The organism is Rahnella sp. AN3-3W3, from assembly GCF_003263545.1.
Lineage (GTDB): Bacteria > Pseudomonadota > Gammaproteobacteria > Enterobacterales > Enterobacteriaceae > Rahnella > Rahnella variigena.
Map to the genome: position 1 here is coordinate 1 of NZ_JYDG01000053.1, position 24,987 is coordinate 24,987.

Annotated in this window: 20 protein-coding genes; 9 read left to right on the plus strand and 11 right to left on the minus strand. The window is 52.3% G+C overall.

What is annotated here, in order from left to right:
• Positions 1–42: 42 nt before the first annotated feature.
• From efeB to phoH, 4 genes are all read left to right on the plus strand, one after another.
• Positions 43–1,338 carry an iron uptake transporter deferrochelatase/peroxidase subunit gene (gene efeB / locus UC15_RS15130; RefSeq protein ID WP_112289208.1) on the plus strand — a complete coding sequence of 432 codons (1,296 nt, stop codon included), beginning with the start codon at positions 43–45 and terminating at the stop codon, positions 1,336–1,338.
• A 272-nt stretch (positions 1,339–1,610) separates the two neighbouring features.
• On the plus strand, positions 1,611–2,666 hold the full coding sequence (locus tag UC15_RS15135) for an N-acetylmuramoyl-L-alanine amidase (RefSeq protein WP_255563951.1): 1,056 nt from the start codon (positions 1,611–1,613) through the stop codon (positions 2,664–2,666).
• Positions 2,667–2,871: 205 nt separating this feature from the next.
• The gene (locus tag UC15_RS15140; RefSeq protein WP_112289209.1) at positions 2,872–3,285 is read left to right on the plus strand and encodes a hypothetical protein; all 414 of its coding nucleotides are present in this window, start codon (positions 2,872–2,874) and stop codon (positions 3,283–3,285) included.
• Positions 3,286–3,348: 63 nt separating this feature from the next.
• Positions 3,349–4,137, plus strand: a complete 789-nt coding sequence (gene phoH, locus UC15_RS15145; protein WP_112289210.1) for a phosphate starvation-inducible protein PhoH — start codon at positions 3,349–3,351, stop codon at positions 4,135–4,137.
• A gap of 79 nt (positions 4,138–4,216) precedes the next feature.
• On the opposite strand, the gene UC15_RS15150 is transcribed toward phoH, so the two are convergent.
• The 4 genes from UC15_RS15150 to UC15_RS15165 are packed head-to-tail and all read right to left on the minus strand — an operon-like array spanning position 4,217 to position 7,468.
• A complete protein-coding gene (locus UC15_RS15150; protein WP_232829903.1) occupies positions 4,217–5,062 on the minus strand; it encodes an amino acid ABC transporter ATP-binding protein in 846 nt (281 codons plus the stop codon).
• Between the two features lie 12 nt (positions 5,063–5,074).
• A complete protein-coding gene (locus tag UC15_RS15155) occupies positions 5,075–5,992 on the minus strand; it encodes an amino acid ABC transporter permease (RefSeq protein WP_112289211.1) in 918 nt (305 codons plus the stop codon).
• 27 nt (positions 5,993–6,019) lie between these two features.
• Positions 6,020–6,523, minus strand: coding sequence for a GNAT family N-acetyltransferase (locus UC15_RS15160; RefSeq protein ID WP_112289212.1), 504 nt, complete (start codon positions 6,521–6,523; stop codon positions 6,020–6,022).
• 15 nt (positions 6,524–6,538) lie between these two features.
• The gene (locus tag UC15_RS15165) at positions 6,539–7,468 is read right to left on the minus strand and encodes an ABC transporter substrate-binding protein (protein ID WP_198659716.1); all 930 of its coding nucleotides are present in this window, start codon (positions 7,466–7,468) and stop codon (positions 6,539–6,541) included.
• A gap of 364 nt (positions 7,469–7,832) precedes the next feature.
• Here UC15_RS15165 and ispG point away from each other — a divergent pair, with 364 nt between their 5' ends.
• Positions 7,833–8,954, plus strand: coding sequence for a flavodoxin-dependent (E)-4-hydroxy-3-methylbut-2-enyl-diphosphate synthase (gene ispG, locus UC15_RS15170; RefSeq protein ID WP_112289214.1), 1,122 nt, complete (start codon positions 7,833–7,835; stop codon positions 8,952–8,954).
• A gap of 172 nt (positions 8,955–9,126) precedes the next feature.
• Here ispG and UC15_RS15175 read toward each other — a convergent pair whose 3' ends face one another.
• On the minus strand, positions 9,127–10,314 hold the full coding sequence (locus UC15_RS15175) for a M20 peptidase aminoacylase family protein (RefSeq protein ID WP_112289215.1): 1,188 nt from the start codon (positions 10,312–10,314) through the stop codon (positions 9,127–9,129).
• Between the two features lie 229 nt (positions 10,315–10,543).
• Here UC15_RS15175 and UC15_RS15180 point away from each other — a divergent pair, with 229 nt between their 5' ends.
• The 4 genes from UC15_RS15180 (at position 10,544) to UC15_RS15195 (ending at position 15,195) form a co-directional block, all read left to right on the plus strand.
• The gene (locus UC15_RS15180; RefSeq protein ID WP_112289276.1) at positions 10,544–11,530 is read left to right on the plus strand and encodes an MsnO8 family LLM class oxidoreductase; all 987 of its coding nucleotides are present in this window, start codon (positions 10,544–10,546) and stop codon (positions 11,528–11,530) included.
• Positions 11,531–11,539: 9 nt separating this feature from the next.
• Positions 11,540–12,895 (plus strand): LLM class flavin-dependent oxidoreductase, encoded by a 1,356-nt coding sequence (locus UC15_RS15185; protein ID WP_112289216.1) that lies wholly within the window; start codon positions 11,540–11,542, stop codon positions 12,893–12,895.
• A 153-nt stretch (positions 12,896–13,048) separates the two neighbouring features.
• Positions 13,049–14,026 (plus strand): oxidoreductase, encoded by a 978-nt coding sequence (locus tag UC15_RS15190; RefSeq protein ID WP_112289217.1) that lies wholly within the window; start codon positions 13,049–13,051, stop codon positions 14,024–14,026.
• A gap of 197 nt (positions 14,027–14,223) precedes the next feature.
• A complete protein-coding gene (locus tag UC15_RS15195; protein WP_112289218.1) occupies positions 14,224–15,195 on the plus strand; it encodes a chemotaxis protein in 972 nt (323 codons plus the stop codon).
• A gap of 62 nt (positions 15,196–15,257) precedes the next feature.
• Here UC15_RS15195 and UC15_RS15200 read toward each other — a convergent pair whose 3' ends face one another.
• From UC15_RS15200 to UC15_RS15225, 6 genes are all read right to left on the minus strand, one after another.
• Positions 15,258–15,671, minus strand: a complete 414-nt coding sequence (locus UC15_RS15200; protein WP_157960990.1) for a hypothetical protein — start codon at positions 15,669–15,671, stop codon at positions 15,258–15,260.
• A 241-nt stretch (positions 15,672–15,912) separates the two neighbouring features.
• A complete protein-coding gene (locus tag UC15_RS15205) occupies positions 15,913–17,334 on the minus strand; it encodes a hypothetical protein (protein ID WP_112289220.1) in 1,422 nt (473 codons plus the stop codon).
• A complete protein-coding gene (locus UC15_RS15210; protein WP_112289221.1) occupies positions 17,318–19,240 on the minus strand; it encodes a hypothetical protein in 1,923 nt (640 codons plus the stop codon). Before UC15_RS15210 ends, UC15_RS15205 begins: the two co-directional genes overlap by 17 nt.
• 10 nt (positions 19,241–19,250) lie before the next feature.
• Complete coding sequence (locus UC15_RS15215; RefSeq protein ID WP_112289222.1) at positions 19,251–20,912, minus strand: hypothetical protein; 1,662 nt, start codon at positions 20,910–20,912, stop codon at positions 19,251–19,253.
• A 9-nt stretch (positions 20,913–20,921) separates the two neighbouring features.
• Positions 20,922–22,757: a hypothetical protein gene (locus tag UC15_RS15220; RefSeq protein ID WP_112289223.1), complete on the minus strand. Its 1,836-nt coding sequence runs from the start codon at positions 22,755–22,757 to the stop codon at positions 20,922–20,924.
• A 67-nt stretch (positions 22,758–22,824) separates the two neighbouring features.
• On the minus strand, positions 22,825–24,975 hold the full coding sequence (locus UC15_RS15225) for a hypothetical protein (RefSeq protein ID WP_112289224.1): 2,151 nt from the start codon (positions 24,973–24,975) through the stop codon (positions 22,825–22,827).
• Positions 24,976–24,987 lie beyond the last annotated feature (12 nt).

Below are 24,987 nucleotides of genomic sequence, written 5' to 3' on the forward strand. Positions count from 1 at the left end.
CCCCCTTCGCAGGGGGGAGGAGCGTTACACCGAGGCATAGCAATGAGTCACAAAAACAATAATCAGGACGACATTTCTTCTTCACGCCGCAGCTTGTTAAAAGGCGTGGGATTGTTAGGCGGGGCATTTGCCCTGGGCGGCGCAGCGACTGCGCAGGCTGAGAAAGCACCCGGAGCAAAAAAAGAATACACGCCAGGCACCGTTTCCCCCGACGAGCGTTGGGGCAAGCAACCGTATTATGGCGAACATCAGGCGGGGATTTTAACGCCGCAGCAGGCCTCGATGATGCTGGTGTCTTTCGATGTGCTGGCCACCAACAAAGCCGATCTGGAGCGTTTATTCCGTCTGCTGGATTCACGTTTTGCATTTCTGACCACCGGCGGCACCGCGCCGTCATTGGATCCGAAATTCCCGCCGATGGATTCCGGAGTGATGGGCGCTGAAATTTATCCCGATAACCTGACCATGACATTGTCCGTCGGCGAATCGCTGTTTGATGAACGCTTCGGACTGGCACCGCATAAACCGCTGAAATTAAGCCGCATGACGCGTTTTCCGAATGATTCCCTCGATGCGAAACTGTGTCACGGTGACCTGTCATTGCAAATCTGCGCCAACAACAGCGATACCGTGGTTCACGCATTGCGCGACATCATTAAATACACGCCGGATTTGCTCAGCGTGCGCTGGCGTCGTGACGGCTTTATCTCTTCTCATGCCGCGCGCAGTCAGGGCAAAGAGACGCCGATTAACCTGCTGGGCTTTAAAGACGGCACGGCCAATCCGGATTCCAGAGACAAGCCGCTGATGGATAAAGCCATCTGGGTGACGCCAGATCAGGCTGAGCCAGCCTGGACAACGGGTGGCAGCTATCAGGTCACACGTCTGATCCCGTTCAAAGTGGAATTCTGGGACCGCACGCCGTTGCAGGAACAGCAATCCATTTTTGGTCGCCATAAAGCCACCGGCGCGCCACTGGGCATGGAAAAAGAGCACGATGTGCCGGATTACACCAAAGACCCTGACGGTAAAGTGATCCCGCTCGACGCGCATATCAGGCTGGCCAATCCGCGCACTAAAGAAACCGACGACAATCTGATGCTGCGTCGTGGTTACAGCTATTCGCTGGGCGTGACCAATTCCGGCCAGCTGGAAATGGGGCTGATTTTTGTCTGTTATCAGCATGATCTTGAGAAAGGGTTCCTGACGGTGCAAAAACGCCTGAACGGTGAAGCGCTGGAAGAATACATCCGTCCCAACGGCGGCGGTTTCTTCTTCACGCTGCCGGGCAATAAAGATGAAAGTCACTACCTCGGACAATCTTTGATCGAAGCATAATTGAGCTCCTCCCGCTGCGAAGGGGGAGGAACTCAATCCTGAAATCCTTTTTACGGCTGGTTACGCAATTCACGACCTGTTAATACTCCGCTTAATTCCTGAAAATCTCAGTAATGTCATGATGATAAATCGCCTAAATGATTTATCACGATGCCAGTTCTGAGATTGCTATGACCATCAACCATTCCCGCAGAAAACTGCTGATTTTCGGTATAGGACTGTCGCTGACGGCGCCGCGGCTTTACGCTGCGCAAAAGGCGGTACGCATTACCATGACGTCGGATGCCAGTCAGATCCACGTTGAATTACCCGCAGCCGATAAGCGTTGTCGCGTGTTTATACTCAGCGCGCCGGAGCGGGTGGTGATCGACATGCCGGTGACGTCTTTCCCCCCAGAACTGGAACATGCGCTGACCGTGGTGCGGCAGAAATTCCCGTGGGTGGCAGAAGGGCGTCTTGCCCATTTCAGCCCGGACGTGGCGCGTATTGTTTTGCAGGTGAAGGGTAAACCAGTGATTACGCGCAGTACGGAGAATGGCGTGCTTAAAGTCTCGATCACAGAACAGAATGCCGCGCAGAATTTGCCGCAGATAAGCCCCGTCACCACCACCACGCCGCGCGCAGAGAAACCGCTGCTGGTGATGATCGATCCCGGTCACGGCGGTAAGGATCCGGGGGCGATCGGCAATGAAGGCACTTACGAAAAACACGTGGTGTTGCACATCGCCAGACGGCTGCAAACGTTGCTGGATAAACAGCACGGTATTCATGCAGTGCTGACGCGTCAGGACGACGTGTTTATCCCGCTGTATCACCGCGTCAGTCTGGCGCATCAGCACCAGGCGGACCTGTTTATTTCCATCCACGCCGACGGGTTTACTAACGATCAGGTGTCGGGCGCGTCGGTTTTTGCCCTGTCTGAGCATGGCGCAGGCAGCGCGATGGCGCGGTATTTATCGCAAAGTGAAAACAGCGCAGACGTGCTGTACGACAACGATTTTAAGACCGACGATCAATATCTTAAAGAAACGCTGTTTGATCTCGACCAGCACGAAACCATTCATCGCAGCATGAATTTTGGCACGCATCTGGCGGCGAATATCGTCAAAGTCCATCACATGCACAGCCCGCATCCGGAGCAGGCAGGTTTTGCGGTTTTAAAATCTCCACGCATTCCCTCGGTGCTGGTGGAGACCTCTTTCATCACAAATAAACAGGAAGAAAAACTGCTCGGCGAACCGGTCTTTCAGGAGAAAATGGCCCGTGCGCTGGCAGATGGCATTGACAGTTACTTCGTCAATGAAAAGAAAAACAATCTGCTGAGCTGAGTAAAATTCAGCGTGCTTGCGGAGGATCTGAAAAAGATCCGCGTGATCCTATTGACGCCATCCACAAACTTTTTTACATTTTGGTAACGCAAATATTTCAGCTGTCATTATACTGAAATTATAAAGCGATAGTTTTTAAGATGTACAAGACAGGTTTTCACAAGGTGTACGGCAGGTGCCGTTAATAACACTGCGGGGAGCGCGAATGGTAAAATCCATGTTTGGGCTGGTGAACGAAAATAACATGCTTCACTGCTTGACTCGTTGTTATCGCTTAAATGCAAACGAGGGCAAGGCCACCGTCTCTCCAATATTGACGTCATCATTTGCAGTTTATTCCTGCCGCTTTTTACAACAATCATCATCCACGCAACCTCAACCCTGTTCTTTAAATGACCCCTCAATTGTTGATAAAAATGATGTGAATATCACTGGCTTTTATCCTGGATATCTCATTTTATGGGTCAGCGGTTTGTCATTATTGACGACATTGACAATGCCTCCTCGTGAACAGAAAACAACCAGGAGATTATTATCCAATCGCTTTGGTTTATTTTCCTCTTCACGTTATTCATTGGCTCTACTTGGTCTAAAAGGAGACCAAAACCTCATTTGTTAGTGAAACATAATCGTGCGGGCATTATGCCTTAGCGTTAAGTGAATCAAACTGTAAGGTGCCACTATGGGAAGACAGAAAGCAGTGATCAAAGCTCGTCGTGAAGCAAAACGTGTTATTCGTAATGATTCACGCAGTCACCGCCAGCGCGAGGAAGAGTCTGTGACGTCACTGGTACAGATGGGCGGTTTGGAATCGATCGGAATGGCTCGCGACAGTCGCGATACTTCCGTCATCGAAGCGCGTACTGAAGCTCAAGGTCATTACTTATCAGCCATAGAGAATAAGCAGTTAATTTTTGCCACCGGCGAAGCGGGCTGCGGCAAAACATTTATCAGCGCTGCGAAAGCGGCAGAGGCATTAATTCATAAAGAAATCGACAGAATTATAGTGACACGTCCGGTATTGCAGGCCGATGAAGATCTCGGTTTCTTACCCGGCGATATTTCTGAGAAGTTCGCGCCTTATTTCCGTCCGGTTTACGACATCTTATTACGTCGACTGGGTTCATCATTCCTGCAATATTGCTTGCGACCGGAAATAGGCAAAGTTGAAATTGCGCCATTCGCTTATATGCGCGGGCGAACTTTTGAAAATGCAGTGGTTATTCTGGATGAAGCCCAGAATGTCACGGCCAGTCAGATGAAAATGTTCCTGACCCGTCTCGGTGAAAACGTGACGGTGATCGTTAACGGTGATATTACCCAGTGCGATTTACCACGCGGCGTAGTATCGGGTCTCAGCGATGCAATGTCCCGCTTCGAAGAAGACGAGATGGTTGGCATCATTCAGTTTGGCAAAGAGGATTGCGTGCGTTCAGAACTGTGTAAACATACGCTGCACGCGTACTCTTAATTCCTTCCTCATTTCTGTAAAAAGCCCGGCGACTGGACTGTCCGGGCTTTCATCTTTTCACATCACCAGCAACCCGTATTTACAGCACTTTTTCCAGAAACCTGCGGGTACGCGCATGACGTGGACGGTCGAGCACCTGCGCCGCGCTGCCGGTTTCCACTACTGCGCCATCCACCATAAACACCACCTGATCGGCCACCTGACGCGCAAAGCCTATTTCATGCGTCACTACCACCAGCGTGACGCCTGACTGAGCCAGTTTCTTGATCACATCCAGCACCTCGCCAACCAGTTCGGGATCCAGCGCTGATGTGGGTTCATCAAATAACATCACTTTCGGATTGAGTGCCAGCGCGCGGGCAATGGCGATGCGCTGTTGCTGTCCGCCTGACAGATGGCGCGGCCATGCCAGTGCTTTTTCACGCAGGCCGACGGTGTCGAGTAATTCATATGCACGGGCGATGGCCTGTTTGCGGCTTAGCAATCCGTGAACCACCGGCGCTTCGATAATGTTATCCAGCACGGTCATGTGCGGGAATAAATTGAAATTCTGGAACACATACCCGACGTGAGTACGTTGCTTGAGAATGGCGCGTTCTTTCAGTTCATACAGCGTGTCGCCTTTGCGCCGGTAACCAATGTAATCGCCATCAATCTGGATAAAACCTTCATCAACCCGTTCCAGATGATTAATGGTGCGCAGCAGGGTGGATTTTCCCGAGCCGGAAGGGCCGAGGATCACCGTCACCGTACCCGGTTCGATGCTCAGACTGACGTTATCCAGCGCCTTGTGTGCGCCGTAATATTTACTCAGATTGCTGATGTCGATGCGCCCGACGGTCGCACTGTGCGGTTTAGGCACAAATTGCCGTTCTGCGGGAGCATCTGCCGGGCGGTTAACGAATAAATCAAAGGCTTCGGACATAGGATTTTCCCTTTAATGAGGACGGGCAACGCGCCACTGACGCAGACGCTGCAACGGAGTCGGCGCGACCTGACGAACGGTGCCGCGGGAGAAATAACGTTCGACGTAATACTGCAAAACAGACAGCACGGTGGTGATCAGCAGATACCAGATCGTCGCCACCATCAGCAACGGAATGACCTGCTGCGTGCGGTTGTAAATCACCTGCACGGTATAAAACAGTTCCGGCATCGACAGCACGTAAACAATCGACGTGCCTTTCGCCAGGCTGATCACTTCATTAAATCCGGTCGGCAGAATGGAGCGCAGCGCCTGCGGCAAAATAATGCGGAAGGTGCGGCGGTAAGCCGGTAATCCCAGCGCGGCGGCGGCTTCATGCTGCCCGTGCTCAACGCCTAAAATCCCGCCACGGATAATTTCTGCGGTATAGGCGGACTGCACCAGCGAAAGGCCGAGAACGGCAACCGAAAACTGATCCAGCAAATCCACCGTCGGGGTGCTGAAAAAGGAGATGGTGGTGAACGGAATGCCCAGTGACAGGTTGTCGTACAGATAGGAAAAGTTGTAGAGGATGATTAATACCAGCAACAGCGGCAATGAGCGGAACAGCCAGATATAGCCCCAGGCCAGCGCATTCAGCAGATAAGATTTCGACAGGCGGGCGAGGGCGAGAGCCGTGCCGAAAATGACGCCAAACAGGGTGCCCAGCAGGGTGAGTAACAGCGTCTTGCCCAGACCCGATAAAATCACCGGATCAAAAAACCATTGCCTGAACACGCCCCATTCCCAGCGGGAATTTGTCGCAATCGACTGAATAATCCCGAGCAGAATAAACGCCGAAAAGACGGCACCGGCCAGCCGCCACGGATAACGCGCCGGCACCACTTTCAGCGGGGGATGATTCACAGATGAAGGGGCATTTTCGCTCATAGTCTTTCTCTTTCTGTTTGCTGCTGATTACGACACCGGAACGTCGGCTGTCAGTTTCTTGGTAAACGGCAGACGACCGTCATAAGGAGGCCGGGAATAGACTTCCGGATCCAGTCGCGTATCGAACTGCGGCTGATAACCGTGAGATAAGTACAACCCGACCGCTTCCGGCTGGCGGAAACCGGTGGTGAGAAACACCTGCCGATAACCGTAAGCGGCAGCGCGGCGCTCCAGTTCATGCAATATTTTCTGTGCCAGCCCCTGACGGCGCAGCGAGCGGTGCGTCCAGATGCGTTTCAGCTCGGCGGTTTCGGCGTCGTATCGCTTATACGCGCCCATCGCAATGGGCGCTCCGTTTCTTAGCAGAACAATAAATGCGCCGTCGGGCCGGGCGAACACGCTGTCATCTTCAGGTTCTTTGCTGGCAAAATAGTCGCCGTAACGTTCACGGTATTCGCCGAATAAACCCTGAATCACCGGCGCAATCAGCGGATCTTCCGCTACGGTCTGGATAAATACGTCTTCGCTCATCGTGGCGTCCTCTGATTAATCGCCCAGTCCCGGCGGGTTAATTTCTGAATGGTCGATCTTCTCAACGCTTTCACCCCAGCGATCCAGCACTTTGATATAAGCCCCGCTGGCAATGGCGCTGTTCAGCGACGCCTGCACGGCACCCACCAGTCCGTTACCTTTTTTCAGCGTCACCGCGATATTGGCGGTTTTCGGCCAGCCGCCCGGCACCGTGCCGACCAGTTTGGTTTTGCCGGTCAGCAGTGCTTTATACGCACCGGTGACGTTAGGCCCAAAAGTGGCATCAGCGCGACCGGACTGGATCGCCAGCGTGGCAGCGGCGTCATCGGTGACATATTGCGGTTTCAGTGCCGGTAATCCCTTGGCCTGATTCTCTTTGTCCCAGGCCAGTAACACGGCTTCCTGATTGGTGCCGGAACCGACGATGATGCGTTTACCGGCGATATCCGGCGCGGAAGTAATGGATGTGATTTTGCTGTCGCTTTTCACGTAAAAGCCCAGCGTGTCCTGACGATAGGTCGCGAAATCAAACTTGGTTTTGCGATCTTTAGTGACGGTGATGTTGTAGATGGCAGCGTCGTATTTCCCCGACGTCACGCCCAGCGGCCAGTCTTCCCATGAAGCCGGCACCACTTTGAGTTTCAGGCCTAAACCGTCCGCCACCAGACGGGCGATATCGGCTTCGCTGCCGATCACGGTTTTGTTATCGCGGGCATACAGCCCGAACGGCGGGGCGCTCCCAAGAACCGCCAGTGCAACGGTCAGGGTGCCCGGTTCGACAAACTTAAAGTTTGCCGGGATTTTTGCCACGGCTTCCGGGCTTTTCGGCGTATTAATGGGGGTTTCATTGGCAATCAGATCAATTCCCGGCGCGGCGTATGCCGCTGATGAAAAACTTAATATTGCCGCGATGGCGGTGGCTGTGATGGTTGCGCTATGTTTCATCATTATTATTTTTACCCTGCATTCTTATTTTAAGGGGTGATGACCGTGAGGTGACGCTTTCACTATTCCCGAGTGTTACAGGGATGTAAAACAACAAAATTAAATAATCAAAGAGATAAAATAGAAATGCCATACGCAAAGGGCTTCGACGAAACATAAGTGATAAAGGCCAGCAACATTATTGATACCTTTTGGGGTGAGTTTTTCAAAAACGAAAAATAAAGAGGCACATGTTATTTTTGAGATTCACCTTAAAATATTCACATTTATCGGTGTATGGGGATCCCCTGAAGCACGTAGAATAAACTTTCATTCGGAAGTGATTTTTTAAGTTTTCCTGATTTTTATTTATAAGGATATATCCATGAGTGATGCTCAAAAAAGTCCAATCGTAAGACGTAAATCAACATTACTTTATGTGGGCAAAGTGCCTGTTGGCGGAGATTCGCCAATAACGGTACAGTCAATGACGAATACCAATACGAACGACGTGAATGCCACGGTGAGTCAGATCAATGCTCTTGAAAAAGCAGGCGCAGACATTGTTCGTGTATCAGTCCCAACTATGGATGCGGCGGAAGCATTCAGAATGATTAAGGAACAGGTGAATGTTCCCCTGATCGCAGATATTCATTTTGATTATCGGATAGCGTTGCAGGTTGCAAAATACGGTGCTGATTGCCTGAGAATAAATCCCGGTAATATTGGTAATGAAGCCCGTATTCGCTCGGTCGTGGACTGCGCACGTGACAAAAATATTCCCATCCGTATCGGCATCAACGGCGGTTCACTGGAAAAAGATATTCAGGAAAAGTATGGCGAACCCACACCGGAAGCCTTGCTGGAGTCTGCGATGCGTCACGTAGATATTCTGGATCGCCTGAATTTTGATATGTTTAAAATCAGTGTAAAAGCGTCAGATGTTTTTCTGGCGGTACAGTCATACCGTTTGCTGGCGGCACAAATTGTTCAACCTCTGCATCTGGGGATCACTGAAGCAGGCGGATTGCGCAGTGGTTCCGTAAAATCGGCGATTGGACTGGGCATGCTGCTGTCAGAGGGGATTGGCGATACTCTGCGTGTCTCTCTCGCCGCTGATCCTGTCGAAGAAGTAAAAGTAGGATTCGATATTTTAAAATCCCTGCGTATTCGCTCCCGTGGTATTAATTTCATTGCCTGTCCAACCTGTTCCCGGCAGGAATTTGATGTGATTAAGACAGTAAATGAACTTGAACAACGCCTGGAAGATATTACCCTGCCGATGGATGTGTCAATTATTGGGTGTGTCGTGAATGGGCCGGGTGAAGCATTGGTATCAACCTTAGGCGTTGCCGGAGGTCATAATAAAAGCAGTTTTTATGAAGGAGGCGTACGTCAGAAAGAACGTTTTGACAACGATAAAATAATTGACCAGCTTGAAAGTAAAATACGTGCCAGAGTCGCAATGATGAATCATAAAAATCATATTGATATGGTAAATGGATAATCCCAATAAAATTCGCAATGTTAATGTTTAAATAACAATGATTTTGCCGACGGGCAGTCCTGTTGCTGACAAATTTATAAATATTACAGATTTCATTTAAGCCTTTCTTTTAAGTCAAAGAGGTAAACGCCCGGAATAGCCGGGCGTATCTTCGCCAAAATACAAACAAACTTTATTTTTCCCTTGTTAATTCCTCCAGTACTTTTTCAGCCAGTTGCTGGAAATATTCTGCCGCCGGATAAATAGCCGATTCGTCGGGATTAAATTGCGGATGATGCAAACCGAAATCACTCGCCGAGCCGATGCTGACAAACGCACCCGGTACATGATGCAGGTAAAACGCAAAATCCTCGCCGCCCATTTGTGCCTGCGCAACTTCGGTTTTATAGCCAAATTCATCCGCTGCTTTCAGGCTGAACTCGGCCCAGCGCGGCGTATTGACTACCGCCGGTGGCCCGCCAAACCAGTGCAGTTCGGCTTTAGCGCCCAGTGCGTCCGCGACACCCGCGATGACTTTACGAATACGCTGCGGAATTTGCTCACGGATTTCGCTGTTGTGCGTGCGAACCGTGCCTTCGAGTTCGACGGTTTGTGGTAACACGTTCCAGGTATTGCCGCCTTCAATGCGTGTGACGCTGACCACCGCCGCCTCCTGCGCGCTGACATTGCGGCTGACCACCGTTTGCAGCGCGGTCACGATGTGGCTGGCGGTGACGATACTGTCGACGCCTTCTTCCGGATGCGCGGCGTGCGCGCCTTTGCCGGTCACGGTTATCTGGAAGCGGTCAACATTGGCGTAAAATGCGCCGCCTTTGGTGGAGAAGGTGCCGACCGGCAATTCAGGCGCATTGTGCAGACCAAAAATAGCATCCACGTTTTCCAGCGCACCGGCTTTTATCAGCTGCGACGCGCCGCCGAACCGTTCTTCCGCTGGCTGGAAAAACAACCGCACGCGGCCCGGAAGCTGGTCTTCACGCGCTTTAAGCAGATGGGCGGCACCCAGAATAACCGAGGTATGGAAGTCGTGTCCGCAGGCGTGCATTACGCCGGGCTGTTGTGAACTGAACGGCACGCCGGACGTTTCTTCAATCGGCAGGGCATCGATGTCACCGCGTAACGCCACCACCGGACCGTGTTCAGGGCCGATTTCCGCCACCACGCCGGTTTTCAACCCGAGGGATAAAATGCGGATCCCGGCTGCATTCAGCCATTGGGTGATTTTTTGCGTGGTAACAAACTCCTGATTGGATAATTCCGGATGCTGATGTAATTCACGGCGCCAGGCGATGAGTTGTTCTTCTAATCCTGATGCATTGTCTGCTGCGATGTTTTTCGTGTCTTCGGCAAGTGAAATGCTCATGGCGAAATAACCTTATTGTCTGAAAATGATTGTTACCCAAATGTAGCGGTTCATTTCATGCTAGCCAGAGAGAGGGAAATAACTAAATACTCAGTCGCTATAATTTATAGTCATTTTGCACACACGAGTGCATAGCAAATTACTGACTATAGAAACGTGTTTTTATTATTTAGCTTTGGTCGTATTTCATGGAACTCTTTTTGTCACAATGAATAAAAGGGATGCCCAGGTGAATTACCGACTGAGTTTATTAGATCAAAGCCCGATCAACGACGGGCAAACAGCGGCGCAGGCACTGGAAGCGACGCTCACATTCGCGCTAAAAGCCGAAGCGCTGGATTATCACCGCCTGTGGGTTTCTGAACATCACGACACCGAAAGGCTGGCAGGCAGCTCGCCGGAAGTGCTGATTGCCTGGCTGCTGGCGCGTACATCCCGGCTGCGGATCGGTTCAGGCGGCGTGATGTTGCAACATTACAGCCCGTATAAAGTGGCCGAGAATTTCCATTTGCTGGCCTCGCTGGCGCCGGATCGCGTGGATATCGGCATTGGCAAAGCGCCCGGCGGATTGCCGCTTTCTACCAAAGCCCTGCGCGGTCATACACCGGCAGATTCGGCACCCGGATTTCCCGCGCAGTTACTGCAACTGACGCATTATCTGACTCATCTTGATGACCATCTGGCTGGCACGGAAGCCCGTGCATTGCCGCGTCCGCCGGTCAGTCCGCAGCGATTTCTGCTGGGTGCCAGCCCGGAAAGCGCGCGGCTGGCCGCATCGCTCGGCTGGAATTTTGTGTTCGCCGGTTTTATCAATACATCGGAACAGGTGATGACAGAATCCGTGCTGGCCTTTCACGAATATTCTGCCGGACAGGGGCACGCGCTGGTCAGTCTGGCGGTGCTGGCAGCAGAAACCCGCGAACGGGCGGAAGCGCTGGTGGCTGAGCAACATAATTTTCGGGTCACGGTGGGCGACCGGCACGTTACGGTCGGCACCCGCGAACAGGCGGAGGCCTTTGTGCAACAGGCGGGCGCAACGCACTACCAGATTGAGCAGCAGAAGCTCAGCGTGTTGCACGGCACGCCCGGCGATATCCATCAGCAACTGCGCGATATTCAGCGCCGTCTTTGCGTGAATGAATTTGTGATCCACACCCCACTGACAGATGCCGCGGTGCGTCTGAAGTCCATCGAATTGCTGGCGGGCCAGCATTAAGGAGTTTTCATGAGCCATTCAAGTCATTCAGGCAATTCAAAAAGTATAAAGCTGGGTCTGATGCTGCACGGTGCAGGCGGACATATGAATTCATGGCGACATGAAAAAGCGCCTGCGGATGCCAGTGTGAACTTTCCCTATTTCCGCGATTTAGCCTTGCGCGCTGAAGCCGCAGGATTTGATTTTCTGTTTGTCGCCGACGGTCTGCACATCAACGAAAAATCGCTGCCGCACTTTCTGAACCGTTTCGAGCCGGTGGCGCTGCTGTCGGCGCTGGCATCAGCCACGCACAGCATTGGTCTGGCGGGCACCATTTCAACCTCTTACAGCGACCCGTTCACCGTGGCGCGTCAGCTGGCGTCCATCGACAATATCAGTCAGGGACGTGCGGGCTGGAATGTGGTGACATCGCCGCTGGCCGGTTCCGCGAAAAATTTCGGTAAAGATCATCCTGAACACGCGCTGAGATATCAGATTGCGGAAGAATATATCAATGTGGTGCAGGGTCTGTGGGATTCATGGGAAGACGGCGCGTTTGTGCGTGACCGTGAAAGCGGCGTGTTTTTTGATGCGGCGAAGCTGCACAAACTGAATCATCAGGGGCAATTCTTCTCGGTGGAAGGGCCGCTGAATATTCAGCGTTCGCCGCAGGGACAGCCGGTGATTTTCCAGGCCGGTGCGTCTGATGCCGGTATCGCGCTGGCAGGCAAATCTGCCGATGCGGTGTTCACTAACGCCCGTACGCTGGAAGAGGCGCAGGAATACGCCGCGAAATTGCAGGCGCAGGTCGCGAAAAATGGCCGTCATCCGGTCGGGATTTTCCCCGGCATCAGCCCGATAGTCGGTAAAACCGAAGAAGAGGCTGAGGCAAAATATCAGTATCTGCTTTCCCTGCTTTCGCTCGATGACGCGCTGGCGTATCTCGGACGCTTCTTCGACCATCATGATTTCAGCCAGTATCCGCCGGACGGGCCGTTCCCGGAACTGGGTGATTTAGGACAAAACACCTTCCGTTCGACCACCGACAGCATCAAGAAACTGGCGCGGGAAGAGAACCTCACGCTGCGGGAAATCGCCTATCAGACCACGCTGCCGCGCGGTGAATTCTTTGGTACGCCGGAACAGGTGGCTGACCGCCTGATCCGCTGGGTGGAAGAGGGCGGTGCCAGCGGCTTTATCATCAGCGGGCCGGTGCTGACGGAAGCGCTGGACGATATCACCCGGCTGGTTCTGCCGGTGCTGGTGGCGCGGGGTTACTGGCATCCTTCAGAAGCGCAAACCCTGCGCGAGCGGCTGGATATTCCTTTTAAAACTAACCGTTACAGCGTGCAGGAAACCCGCCGCGAGGCAGTCAACGAAAAATAGTTACAACATACTGAAGCTTTTAACTGAGCCCGCTCCGGTAGCCCCGAGCGGGCTTTTTGCTTTGCAGGGATCGGCGGGGGTTGTCTCACAGAAAAAAGGGGCGTAGGTTTCGACAAAACCATAAGAAATCTTTGAACTGATAAAGGAAATGAAATGAAAGCATTGGTTCTCGAACAACTAGACAAAGCCACTCTGGCCGAAGTGAAAGACATCGCTCTGCCGGAAATGGCCGAGGGCGACGTGCTGGTGGATATCAGCTGGTCAGGGCTCAATTACAAAGATGCGCTGGCCATCACCGGCAAAGGTAAAATTATCCGCCAGTTCCCGATGGTGCCGGGCATTGATTTCACCGGCCATGTAAAACGCAGTAACGATCCGCGATATTCGGCGGGACAAGCGGTGATCCTCACCGGCTGGGGCGTGGGCGAAAACCACTGGGGCGGGCTGGCAGAACAGGCCTGCGTCAAAGGTGACTGGCTGGTCGCACTGCCTGAAACGCTGCCTGCGCGCAATGCGATGATCATCGGCACCGCCGGTTTCACCGCCATGTTATGCGTGATGGCGCTCGAAGACGCAGGCGTGACGCCGGAAAGCGGCACCGTGCTGGTGACCGGTGCCAGCGGTGGCGTCGGCAGCACCGCCGTGGCACTGCTGCATACCCTCGGTTACACTGTCACGGCTGTGACGGGGCGTGAATCCACGCATGATTACCTGCGCAAACTGGGTGCCAGCGAAATTCTGTCCCGCGATGAGTTTGCCGAAACCCGTCCGCTGGAAAAGCAGCTGTGGGCCGGTGCCATCGATACCGTCGGAGACAAAGTGCTGGCTAAAGTGCTGGCACAAACCAATTACGGTGGCTGCGTGGCGGCATGCGGTCTGGCGGGGGGCTTTGGTCTGCCAACCACTGTGATGCCGTTTATTCTGCGTAACGTGCGTTTACAGGGTGTGGATTCCGTCTCTGTGCCTGCTGAACACCGTGCGGCTGTGTGGGAACGTCTGGCGAGTACGCTGCCGGAAAGCTTCTATCAGCAGGCCGCGACGGAGATTACGCTGGAGCAAGCACCGGCGTATGCCGAAGACTTTCTGAATAATAAAATTCAGGGCAGAACGCTGGTGAAAATCGGCGGTTAACCCTGTTCAGCCCCGGCATTTTCACGATGCCGGGGTGTTTCTCCGCTCAATTTTCCCGCCGCGCTAAAGAATTTCCCCAAACCAGCCGATAAATACAACGTCCCTCTGAGACAAAAAGAGAACGGAATTCCTTATTTTCCGAACGACGCACAGCGCAAACACCGATAAAAACGAATAACGACAGGCATGGGGAAAATATGGATAATTTTCAGCAAGAAATTGATGAGAGAACAAATCTCACTTCATCAAACCGGTTTGAGCTTTTGCTGTTCCGTCTTGGAACCTCGCCGGAAGACGAACAATCTGAACTCTTTGGTATCAACGTCTTTAAATTGCGCGAAATCGTGCCGATGCCGGCACTGACCAAAGCCGCAGGCATGTCATCGCCGATGATGGGCATGGCGAATATTCGCGGTGAAATTATTCCGGTGATTGATTTGCCCGCGGTGGTCGGCTGCGTGCCGAAAACCGGGCTGAACATTTTGCTGGTCACGGAATATGCCCGCAGCACGCAGGCGTTTGCTGTGGAATCCGTGGACGACATCGTGCGTCTCGAATGGAGTCAGGTGCTGGCCGCCGAATCCGGCGTCAAGAGCCGCAACATCACCAGTATCGCGCGTCTGGATAGCGACAAATCCAGCACCCGTCTGGCGCTGGTACTCGACGTCGAGCAGATCCTGCATGACATCATTCCGAACAGCAATATCGACATGGACAAGAAGAAAACCAGCGCGTTCAAACTGAAACCGGGCACGGTGGCGATTGTCGCGGAAGACTCGAAAGTCGCGCGTCAGATGCTGGAAAAAGGCCTGAACATGATGGAGATCCCGGCACAGATGCACGTGACCGGTCTGGAAGCCTGGAATAAAATCCGCAAACTGGCCGAAGAGTGCAAAGCAGAAGGGCTGCCAATCGCCGATAAAATTTCCTTCGTTCTTACCGATCTGGAAATGCCGGAAATGGACGGTTTTACGCTGACGCTCAATATCAAGCGTGACGAGTTCCTGAAAAATATTCCGGTGATTATCCACTCCTCATTATCCGGCAGCGCCAACGAAGATCACGTGCGCAAAGTCGGTGCCGACGGCTACGTGGCTAAATTCGAAATTAACGAGCTGGAAGCGGCGATCCATAAAGCGCTGGATGCGAAGAAGATTGCGCACGTTTAATTTTATAAAAAATTGATTTATAAAAACCCCGCCTTTTGTTGTGCGGGGTTTTTATTATTTACTTATTGAAGCGCAAACATTTGCCATGCACCTTTAATATTCTTCAGTTCAATATTACTGATCAGACAATGGTTAGGGCTATTTGGCAGCGGATCGGTGGAGACAGTGGCATTTTTATTCACCAGAGTGGATGCGTTTGTTCCACCAGCCTGTTTCAGGCCGGCCGGATGACCGGGATCTGTCGCAATTAAGGCTTCGACTTTGGCCTTATCAACGCCGGAAACGGTTTTCGTACAGAGTGCTGAAACGTTTTGTAATCTACCCGGATAACCATCCTGAGTGGCGTAATTCGCATCCGTATTGGCGGCACCGTAACGGATAACCAGCGCGCCTTTAGGCACATCATTCACTTTCGCAAAACCTTGTGCGGATACCAACATACCTGCGGCAATAACGAACATATAGTTGTGTTTCATCAGAACCTCGATAACAGAGTGTTTTTGTGGTGACGATGCAGAATGTCTGCATTGTCATTTCTCATAAATTGGATACAGACAGATTACAAAACTGAATATTCTCTGAACGTTAAACGTTACGTAACAGGGTTAACGTCGTGAGTTTCACGTCAGCTTTTTCGCATAGGCATGACTCCTGAGCAGGTTATTATTTACCGGATTTTTGAATGTCTTTATTTACCGGTGTTTATATCGGATAAATTCACGGAACATAAATTATCTCAAAAGTTGAGGTTTGGTTATTAAGGTCCGTTTTACTGCCGTCGACGTAGCGGATTTGCAAATCGTATTTATAAACCGTCTTTTTATCCGGATGGAGGATGAGGTCAATAACCGGGACTTTCACCGTGACCTGATGGTCCGGACTGGCTTCATTTAACTCAAATGTCTGGTTGCTGATATTGACCAGCATACGGGCGATAGGTCGCGGTCCGGATGAACTGTAAGCTTTCGGATCACTTTTAAAGGTCAGCGTATTGGAGATATCTGCCGGTGCCGACTGGGTAATAAAATCGAGCGGTTTATCTTTGTATTTGTCGTCTAACGCAATTTTCATCGGCAGTTTGTCAGGATTAAATCCCGTGAACTGAACCTCTACTTCCCCTTTGAGTAACAGGCTTTGCTGAGATTTAGAAAACAACGCATCCCAGATTGTCACAAACTGACTGACGGGCAGGGTGAATGAATCGGCAATCCCGCTTTGCAGGTTGATCAGCGCATTTTTCTCCTCCGTCTTGCCTGCGGGCAGTTCAAGCTGCAACGCCAGCGTATCGGCGTTGGCAAACGGCACCAGTTTGCCGTCTGACTGTTTTTGCAAAAACTGATCCCTGGCATTGGCGATGCGATCCTGATTAACCTTCGGCAGTAAAAAATAATCCAGCGACACGGTAACCTGATCCAGGCTGGTGGCGTTTTCCGGTGCTGAGAATGAAAACGACAGCATGGGTTTAAGGTCAGTGCCAAGCCCCACCTCGAAGGTATCGGGCAGATAGTACAGGTAACTTTTCAGGACATAATCCTGATAATAGTTGTACGCCACGTTGTGATAAACCAGTGGCAGGAGCGTCAGTTGCAAGCGCGCTGGCGGTGGCAAAATGCCCTGATAAATATACGGATAGTAGTTTTGTGCAAAGTAGAAAACTTTAGGGTCGGTAATGGTATTGATAATGCTGTGATCGGTGGTGATGGCAATCACCAGCGTGGTCTGCGCATCAAAATCCGACAGGGCGCGCAGCAGGGCATCACGTTGAGCTAACTCATTCAGCTCCAGTTCCGCCTCATAGGTGTTGTCCGTTCCGGCCTTAAGCACTTTATCGAAGATCATCTCTTCGGGATTACCGAAGGTGCTGTAGCTCAGCACAACGTAGGGGATTTGAGGCACCTGGCGACTCAGCGTGAAATTAAGCATCATCTTCCAGCTTGTGCCGTCGGTGCTGGTGGCAATCTCGTAGCGTGTTTCTCCTGAAACGACTTCTGTGCAGACTTTGGCGGCCAGATCGTCCGCCTGCACGGCCTGTACCGCCCGATAGCGTAAGTGCTTTTCGCTGATATCCGGAAATTGTTCGCGGGCGTTTTGCAGAATAATTTGGTTCAGCGTCACCAGGTTATTAAGAAATATATTCATCTTTTTCCTCAGCATATTCGGTTTGAGCCAGCGTTCTGAAGTGGTTCAGAACGGGTGACGTCCACAGGTATCGCCCGTCGTGCCGGCGGTAAAGCGGGCTTTCCGGCTGACCGGCAGGTAATTGCCAGCGGGCCAGTGCATTGATCACCGGCGTGAGCTGCGGAACGCCGGCTTGTCTGGCGTAGATCAAGGTGGCGTGCCATTCGCCGGGATGGGCGTAATAAGGCGTCAGTAAACTGAGCCTGTCGAAGTCATCACCACTCCATTGCACCGCCTGACTCAGCATGTTGAGAATGCGCGTGCAGGCAGGCGGCATGACACCGCCGTCGTCCGCAAGCCGATGCAGCAAAATCAGCGCATTAGTGTTAACGCAGCAATCAAGCTGGCTGATGTCGTTGTCATCCTGCATCCAGGTGTAAAAACTCTGACACTCCGCCCACTGGTGCTGTCCGGCCTTCAGACGGGGATCAACCTGTCGTACCTGATAACCGTTCATCTGCGCCAACGTTTGCCTGACCTGCATCCGCGAGATTCGACCAAACTTATAAAGCAGCTCGGTGATGATGGCCGTGTCATCAATATCGGCGCATATTTTCTGGTTCTTCATCCATTGGGGATGAGCGTCCGGCGGCCAGAAACTGAAGTGAGACGGGCGGATTTCGCAGGCAGTTAAAAAATCGAGCGCCTTTTCGATACACGCTGCCGTCTGCGGGGTGTATGCCAGCGTGCGTAAAACCTGCGCTGTGACAAACGCATTTTCGTCCTGATGCCAGCGACCGTCGGGTGTTCTGACATGTGCCGCAAAGGCACCGCTGGCGCACTGTTGCGCCAGCAGCGTTTTCAGACCAGGACTGCCGGGTTGCGCGGTGGAAGACGTCGGCTTTAACGGCAGGACGTTAAAACGCGAATTCTGCGGACTGAAGGTGCAACTGAGTCCGCTACGGCTCTGCCTGTCCACCGAAAAACCCACCACGTTGAACTGCACGGGAATTTCTGCGGTCATCACCTGCTGCAATAAAGGCAGGGTGTGATCGTTTTGCCGCAGCAACGCCTGTACGCCGGGAAATACCCGCGAGTTATCACCAAAGAAACTCGCGGCCATCACAAACAGCGTCACGCTTTCCGGCGCGCCATCCTGACCGCAGGACAGACTAAAACCGTAGGTGGTTGGCGGAAAAGTCTGTCCGTTCAGGGTTTGCGCCAGTGCCTGTTCCAGTAAGGACGTCAGCGCCGGTAACAGGGATCCACATTCGAAAAAACGCATCACGGTGGCAATATCCGCGTGGGTGATGCGCGCGCTGTGCCACTGAAAATAATACTCACGCGGCGCATCAGCCTGCTGCGGGTAATAGCCGACCATCAGTAATGACAAACCTGCCCGCCGGCAGGCAGCGGAAGAAAACTTTTCCACCGCGCCGGGCAAGCTGACTTGATCCAATGCGTCGCCATGCACTTCCGAATACACCTTGGTTTTCACCCCGTCAGGAGAATATTTTCGCCCCAGCCAGGAGCCAAACCGCAACGGCTGCGTGCTGCGGCTTTGTATTTCCTCCATCGCGGCAAAACAGGCTTCAACGTTATCCTGCGGCGAACCAGCAACGATATGCTGCACATGCCGGGAGAAAGCCGCCATCCGGCGGTTTTCGGTAAAGCGCGGCAGAAAAGGATCCAGCGTGCAGGCCAGCGCCTGCGGTTTTGAGGTCGCGACCGTGAATTCCAGCGGGCAGCCGTTATAGGCCAGCAGGCTGGCATTAAATGCCGCAGACAAGCCACCGGAGGTCAGCCGCGCCTGAGTAAAACGCGCGATCTCCGGTGCCAGTGTTGCCCGCAAATGAGGCGCGGCCCGGCAAAGCGCATCCACCAGGGCGTTCCATGCCACCGGGAGTACGGTATTGAGCTCGGTCATCGTCAGCCGCCTACGCCACAGCCGGAATAACGATGCCCGCCGGGTTTTCACTGCCTTCGAGCGTCGAGGTTTTACCGCCGACCAGGAAGTACGTAATCTTGTAATTAACCAGCCAGGGCTTCTCGGTCAGGCAGCGATATCTGAAGGTCTGCGGCTCTTTGTTATCCTCGCTGAAGGTGTACTTTTTGCTTTTTTTGCTCTGCTTGTCGTCGAGATAGGTCAGTTCGACGATCACCTGATTACAGTTTTCCCACGAGAACGTCTTGTCGAGGCGAATTGAGATTTCGTTGAATGTCAGCACGGCGGCGGGGTCGAGGTTCAGCAAGGTTGAAGCCGATTGCGATTTTGGCTGGTAACTGCTGCTTCCTTCCCAGCCGGAGGTGGCGGCGGATTTGAAGACAAACTCACTCTGGATATCAAACAATTCGTTGACGTTGCTGCTGCGGGAAATGTTTTTGTTCCAGGTGCCGTCATCGGCGGTGAACGCCGGAGCGGTGTAAACCTGTTTGTTGTAGCCGATTTTAAAAGTCGCGGCTTTAATGCCGTATTCATCAAAGCCGTCCGGCCCCAGCACGGTGAAATCAATTTTCTGGAAGAACGGATCGTTGACGTTGACTTCAATAAAGTAGGGCGCCTCTTTTTTGGCGTGCAGGATGTCGCTGCCAATAAAGTTTTGAGGCACGGCTGACTGGCTGATGGCTTTCGATGAGATGTAGTTAAAGTTCAGTGCTTTGGTTTCTTCGATGCGCACCATTTTTATCTCCAGCGAGCCGCTGGGGAACAGGCCACCTTTACCGCCTTCTTCTCCGTCTTCTTTCTTATCGCTGGCGATCAGAGAATCCAGAATGGAAGAACTGGCGGATTTTGCCTGGGTATTGCTGTCATCGTTGAGGCTGAGCGAGGCGGTGAAGAAGCTTTTGAGGATCTCTTCTTTGACGAACTGCAACGCCCATTCCTTTTCCTTTTCCGCCTGATCACCCGGCATACTTTCGGTGATTTTGATCACCAGTTTCTGATCCTGCTGCAACTTCTTGATGACGCTGTCAAAACCGAGCCAGAAACTGGCCGGTGTTTCTACCGGGATCGGAATGTTAGCACCAAATTTAAGATCGAATTCTTTGTACAGGCTTTCAAATTTGGCTTCCACTTCCACCTTTAAGGCAGGCGTGATGCCGGTAAAACTGAGGTTGTAGGCTACCGCCGCCGGTGCCTGCGCCTGATTAAAGGCGGCTTCCAGAATGACCGCCTGTTCCGGTGTCAGTTTGGCGCTGAAGATGGCGCTGTTCTTGCCAAACAGGCTGGGACTTTGGGCGCTGATCAGCTCGCCATTGGTGCCCTCTGCGCCCAGAACAAAGAAATTCACCGTGCCTTTATCGAAAGGAACCTGAGCCTTGCGGGGGGTCACCGGCTTAACCTTGAGCTTGCTGAGATACTCTTTAAATGCGCTGTCGAGCACATCTTCTTCAATGGACGTATCCACTTCAAAATTGATGTATCCGCCTTGCTGACCGCTGCCGTCACCGGTGTATTTGATCAATGAAAAGACCGGCTTTTTATCATTCTGCGCGATGTGAATGTCACCGGGTAAATACCAGAACTGTGAGTCATCAGAATCATCGGCAAAGAAGGTAATGTTATTGATGGTTTGGGTTCTTTCTCTGAGTAATAACATGGCGTTTCCTTAATTGAGGTTGGCGATATCGATACTGTCTTGAACGGTGGTGGTCTGGATGTGCTCGGGTTTGTCTTTACCTTGTCCCGGCTGGTAAATGAACCAGATATCGAGATCGACGCTGAGTCGTGCAGGGTCGGGCTGATCGGCGCTGAAACACTGAACGGCGGCATCGGATTCGGTAAATTTAAAAACTTGTTGCAGGGTGGCGTTGCTGTCAGTTGCCGACCAGGCATAACTGGCCGAGACGATCACTTGCCCGACCTCCTGCCAGTCGAGGGTGGCGGAAAGCATTAACACCCGCTGGTGATACAGGCTGGAGAACAGGGAAACAGTCTGGCTGGTCGGCTCATTCATCTCCGCCGCTATGTGAGGAGAATTGACGGCGCTGCTGTAGTCCTTGATGACCTCAAACAGATACAAATCGGGATTGGGCAACGTGACCGGATAATGCACCGGCGGCGAACCGGCGGTTATCTGAAAACTTTTCGAGACAACGGAGGCAGGCAGCAGCATATGACGACAGCGCAGGGTCACCAGCACGGACTGATACCAGTTCCAGTCAAACTGGCTGGCCGCCGCGATGAGAAAATCATAGCGGGCATAGACTGAATCCAGGTCGAGGTAAATATCGTCCAGTTCGGTGTACAGATCGCCGGAGCTGACTGAATTCACACCGCCGAATGGCTGATTAAAATAGACGGTAAAATCGTACCCGACCGGCCAGAGCATTTTCCCGGTTTTGGGGTCGAGAATGCTCGGTGCCTTGAAATGCTTTGGCTGCACATCGCCGTTGCGAAAAGTAAATTGCTGAATATTTTCGCCATAACGCAGGCGCGCCATTACCAGCTGTACATTGCTGTCCAGTTCGGGCGTCAGTAAGCTAATTTGCACCTTACGGCTGGCAAAGAAATCATCCTGCAGATCACTCTGGCTGATCACCCGATCAGGCTGATAGTCCGTGCCTTTGACCAGTTCACCGAACAACGCCTGCGGATAAAGTGAGCGTTGCACTACTGTGGTTTCGGTCAGCTTGCCGCTTATACGACGTTGCTCAATGTCTTTAACCGACACCCGTTGCAGATAAAAACCCGCGCGGGGCTGGGTTTGCGCAGGCACATCGGCAAACACCGGGGTGAAAAACTCACTCAGCAGGATCTGCGTCAGTTCAGCACCCGCCTGGGCGATATGCCCGTCGGGATCGGTTTCCCTGACTTTGATGGTCACCACTTTTTCGCTGATCAGACGCGACGAGGTTTTCTCGATATCGACTGAAAAAACCAGCAGGCTGAAGCCGAACGATTCCTGCAGGAATTCATAAACCTTGTCCCAGCTCGCCTCCAGTTCAAAGCTGGCAGGGGGTAACTGTTGCAGATAATCGATTTTGTAACTGACCGCGACCGGTGTCGCTTCCGGCGTTTCCATCAGCTTCGCCAGCAGGGCGATATCCGCTTGCTCAGACAATCTGGCCAGCAGATAACAATTTTGCTGGTCGTTTAACGCCGTCTTGCTGGTCTGCCCGCTGATAAAGCCGGGAATATCCAGCGTGGCACTGCACGAAATCGCCTGCAACGGTAAAAGAATGGCATCGCGCGGGATGTCCGGGCTGGCATCGGCCGCCGCGCGCGCGGCTTCCGGGCTGCTGGACAACAGGGGCTGCAATGACAAGGTGGCATAGTAAACGGTGGCCGGTTCGCGGCTGTTTCTGAAAATCTGTAACTGAACGGCGGGCTGATTGTCGTGCGTCACTTTGATGCACGGCGCAGCGGCGCAGTAAAAATACAGAGCGCTGTCCGGGTCGGCACGGATAAAACAAATGTTTTGCACTACGATCTGGCTGTTCATAGCGACAATCCTGCGTTGCGAAAGTAAAGGCAGGGCAAAGACTCCTTGCCCTGCGTTTTTCAGAGCATCAGAAACTCACCACCACGATTGAGGTGGTATTCGACACCGTCTTGTCGATGGTTTTCTCTTCGCCCTGATCGCCGTAGTACAGGGTCGAGGTATAGGTTATCTCAGGTTCGTTACCACTTTCTGCCTGCATGAGATCGAAGGTCAGGGACTGGGTCAGCGACTTGCTGTCAAATTCGGTCACCACCAGGCTTTGCGTTTCGCTGAAGTCCCATTTCGGGTATTTGACCGTCATTTCAAAGGTGATCAGCGACACCTCCTTCTGCGTATATTTGAAGATGATGGTGTACTTCTGCTGTTTCGGCAGGGCGTTTGCGATCAGGATCTGGTTGCCATGTATCAGCCCGTAGCCCGGTAACTGCGGACTGGTCTCAACCCCGGTGGGAATGTAAGTCAGGCTGTCGCCATCGATGGCATAGTAGTCCGCGGAGTAATAAATGGGTTTTTCCACGGCGGTGCCGATCGGATAAATGAAAGGCTTAGGTGGCACGCTTGCGCTGATCACCTGGCTGCTGGTTTTAAGTTCGACGCCTTTATCCGGATCGGAATATTGGGTTTTAACCACCACCTGGCTGAAGACTTTCCATCCCTGCGGATCGAGCAGAGTGGAAATGTCGGCAAACACTACGCCGCATTGGGCGGTATTGATGGTGATAATCAGATCCCGGTCGCTTTGGATCTCGCCAGAATGATAGGGCTTGGCCTGTAACCCGCTGAAATTGACGGTATAGGAGTATTTAAAGGCGCGCCCCAGTTCAGGCTTGATATACCATTTGCCGGTTTTTTTCGGATCCATATCTTTAGGGCTAAACTGCAGGGTGCTTTGATTGTCTTTGTCGTAAATGGCCGTCACGACAATATTGGCAATGTTATAGGTGGACAAATCCTGGGTGACAAAAAATTCAGGCTGTATGTATTGATAGAAAGGATCGTTGAGGTCGTACTCTTTGAAATATTCTTTCAGATTGTCTTCACCCACGATGGACTGAATGGACGGCAACTGGGTTTGCGGCGCAATAGCAAACGACACGACCGAGTTTTCGTCATAAACGCGGGTAAAGCTTTTGGTCTGGCTCAGGCTTTCCTGGAATTTCCCAAAGTTGCCTGCGTCATTAAGCATATCCAGGCTCATGTCCAGCCCGGTCTGACTGCTCAGGATTTGCTCAACCTGCTTCTGTCCCCACGCCGTCAGACCTTCTTTCCATTTAATGTACTGATCGGGTGTCATGCCCATTTCTGCCGCGGTCAGCCCGACCTGGACATCAATTTTGATCGCACCTTTTTCGATGTATTCCCGCTCAATCTTTTTCTCATCCGCCGACCACGTATGGTAAGAAATAGTTTGCGTGACGGACTTGGTGATCTCGCTGTCGTAGCTGACCGTGACTTTGGCGGCGGGCAGGGAGGCATCGAGATTGAAGTTAAAACGAACGCCCACGCTGGAGTTCTTATCTGTGCCGGTCAGCACATCTTCAAACAGGGTGGCACCTTCGCCGGTCAGCGTCAGACCGAACACGGTGCGGTTATCACCCAGACCGGATGGCGATAACGGGGTCGGGATCTGACGATAGAATTTCTCATTATCATCAAGAATTAATGTGGCCTGCGCCGAGGTATACGATGGCTGTAACAGCTTAATTTTCTGCGCTTCTTCCGGCAACAGCTCCGGCAGGAACTGATCATTGCCTTTGCTGCTGTCGTACAGCGAGACAAACTTGCTGGCCTGCTCAGCATTCAGACCGGTATTTTTCAGCGCCGTGTCCATGGCTGCTTTCTTGGTCTGGTTTTCAGGATCCGCCACCGAGGCCTGTTCAGCTTTCACATAGGTGACAATCAGCGTCGATTTCGCCGTCAGCTGGCCCTGAATATTGCCGTACAGTTCCGCGCGGATTTTGATTTGCAGGTCTTCGGGAGGCAGCGGCAACATCACGGTAAACTGGGTGTAACCGCCTTGCATATCTTCGCCGCGATACTTGTAAAACATAAAGCTGGGGCTTTTGTCATCCCTGGCGACAAATACCGGAATTTCTGGCACCACGTAATACGTGTTCTTGTCGAGGCTGTCGCCGTAACAGGTACAGATATACTCAGTTTCGCCCAGATACTTATCAGTAGGGATTTTGATCGACTGCTGCAAAGCGGTAGTTAACATAGGGTGTTCCTC

What these genes read in the sequence shown, in the direction of transcription:
- phoH (WP_112289210.1), top strand. Translation starts at nt 3,349, where the DNA reads ATGGGAAGACAGAAAGCAGTGATCAAAGCTCGTCGTGAAGCAAAACGT.
- UC15_RS15165 (WP_198659716.1), bottom strand. Translation starts at nt 7,468, where the DNA reads ATGAAACATAGCGCAACCATCACAGCCACCGCCATCGCGGCAATATTA.
- UC15_RS15200 (WP_157960990.1), bottom strand. Translation starts at nt 15,671, where the DNA reads ATGAAACACAACTATATGTTCGTTATTGCCGCAGGTATGTTGGTATCC.
- UC15_RS15195 (WP_112289218.1), top strand. Translation starts at nt 14,224, where the DNA reads ATGGATAATTTTCAGCAAGAAATTGATGAGAGAACAAATCTCACTTCA.
- UC15_RS15160 (WP_112289212.1), bottom strand. Translation starts at nt 6,523, where the DNA reads ATGAGCGAAGACGTATTTATCCAGACCGTAGCGGAAGATCCGCTGATT.
- UC15_RS15225 (WP_112289224.1), bottom strand. Translation starts at nt 24,975, where the DNA reads ATGTTAACTACCGCTTTGCAGCAGTCGATCAAAATCCCTACTGATAAG.
- UC15_RS15135 (WP_255563951.1), top strand. Translation starts at nt 1,611, where the DNA reads ATGACGTCGGATGCCAGTCAGATCCACGTTGAATTACCCGCAGCCGAT.
- UC15_RS15205 (WP_112289220.1), bottom strand. Translation starts at nt 17,334, where the DNA reads ATGAATATATTTCTTAATAACCTGGTGACGCTGAACCAAATTATTCTG.
- efeB (WP_112289208.1), top strand. Translation starts at nt 43, where the DNA reads ATGAGTCACAAAAACAATAATCAGGACGACATTTCTTCTTCACGCCGC.
- UC15_RS15210 (WP_112289221.1), bottom strand. Translation starts at nt 19,240, where the DNA reads ATGACCGAGCTCAATACCGTACTCCCGGTGGCATGGAACGCCCTGGTG.
- UC15_RS15155 (WP_112289211.1), bottom strand. Translation starts at nt 5,992, where the DNA reads ATGAGCGAAAATGCCCCTTCATCTGTGAATCATCCCCCGCTGAAAGTG.
- UC15_RS15185 (WP_112289216.1), top strand. Translation starts at nt 11,540, where the DNA reads ATGAGCCATTCAAGTCATTCAGGCAATTCAAAAAGTATAAAGCTGGGT.
- ispG (WP_112289214.1), top strand. Translation starts at nt 7,833, where the DNA reads ATGAGTGATGCTCAAAAAAGTCCAATCGTAAGACGTAAATCAACATTA.
- UC15_RS15220 (WP_112289223.1), bottom strand. Translation starts at nt 22,757, where the DNA reads ATGAACAGCCAGATCGTAGTGCAAAACATTTGTTTTATCCGTGCCGAC.
- UC15_RS15140 (WP_112289209.1), top strand. Translation starts at nt 2,872, where the DNA reads ATGGTAAAATCCATGTTTGGGCTGGTGAACGAAAATAACATGCTTCAC.
- UC15_RS15215 (WP_112289222.1), bottom strand. Translation starts at nt 20,912, where the DNA reads ATGTTATTACTCAGAGAAAGAACCCAAACCATCAATAACATTACCTTC.
- UC15_RS15175 (WP_112289215.1), bottom strand. Translation starts at nt 10,314, where the DNA reads ATGAGCATTTCACTTGCCGAAGACACGAAAAACATCGCAGCAGACAAT.
- UC15_RS15190 (WP_112289217.1), top strand. Translation starts at nt 13,049, where the DNA reads ATGAAAGCATTGGTTCTCGAACAACTAGACAAAGCCACTCTGGCCGAA.
- UC15_RS15150 (WP_232829903.1), bottom strand. Translation starts at nt 5,062, where the DNA reads ATGTCCGAAGCCTTTGATTTATTCGTTAACCGCCCGGCAGATGCTCCC.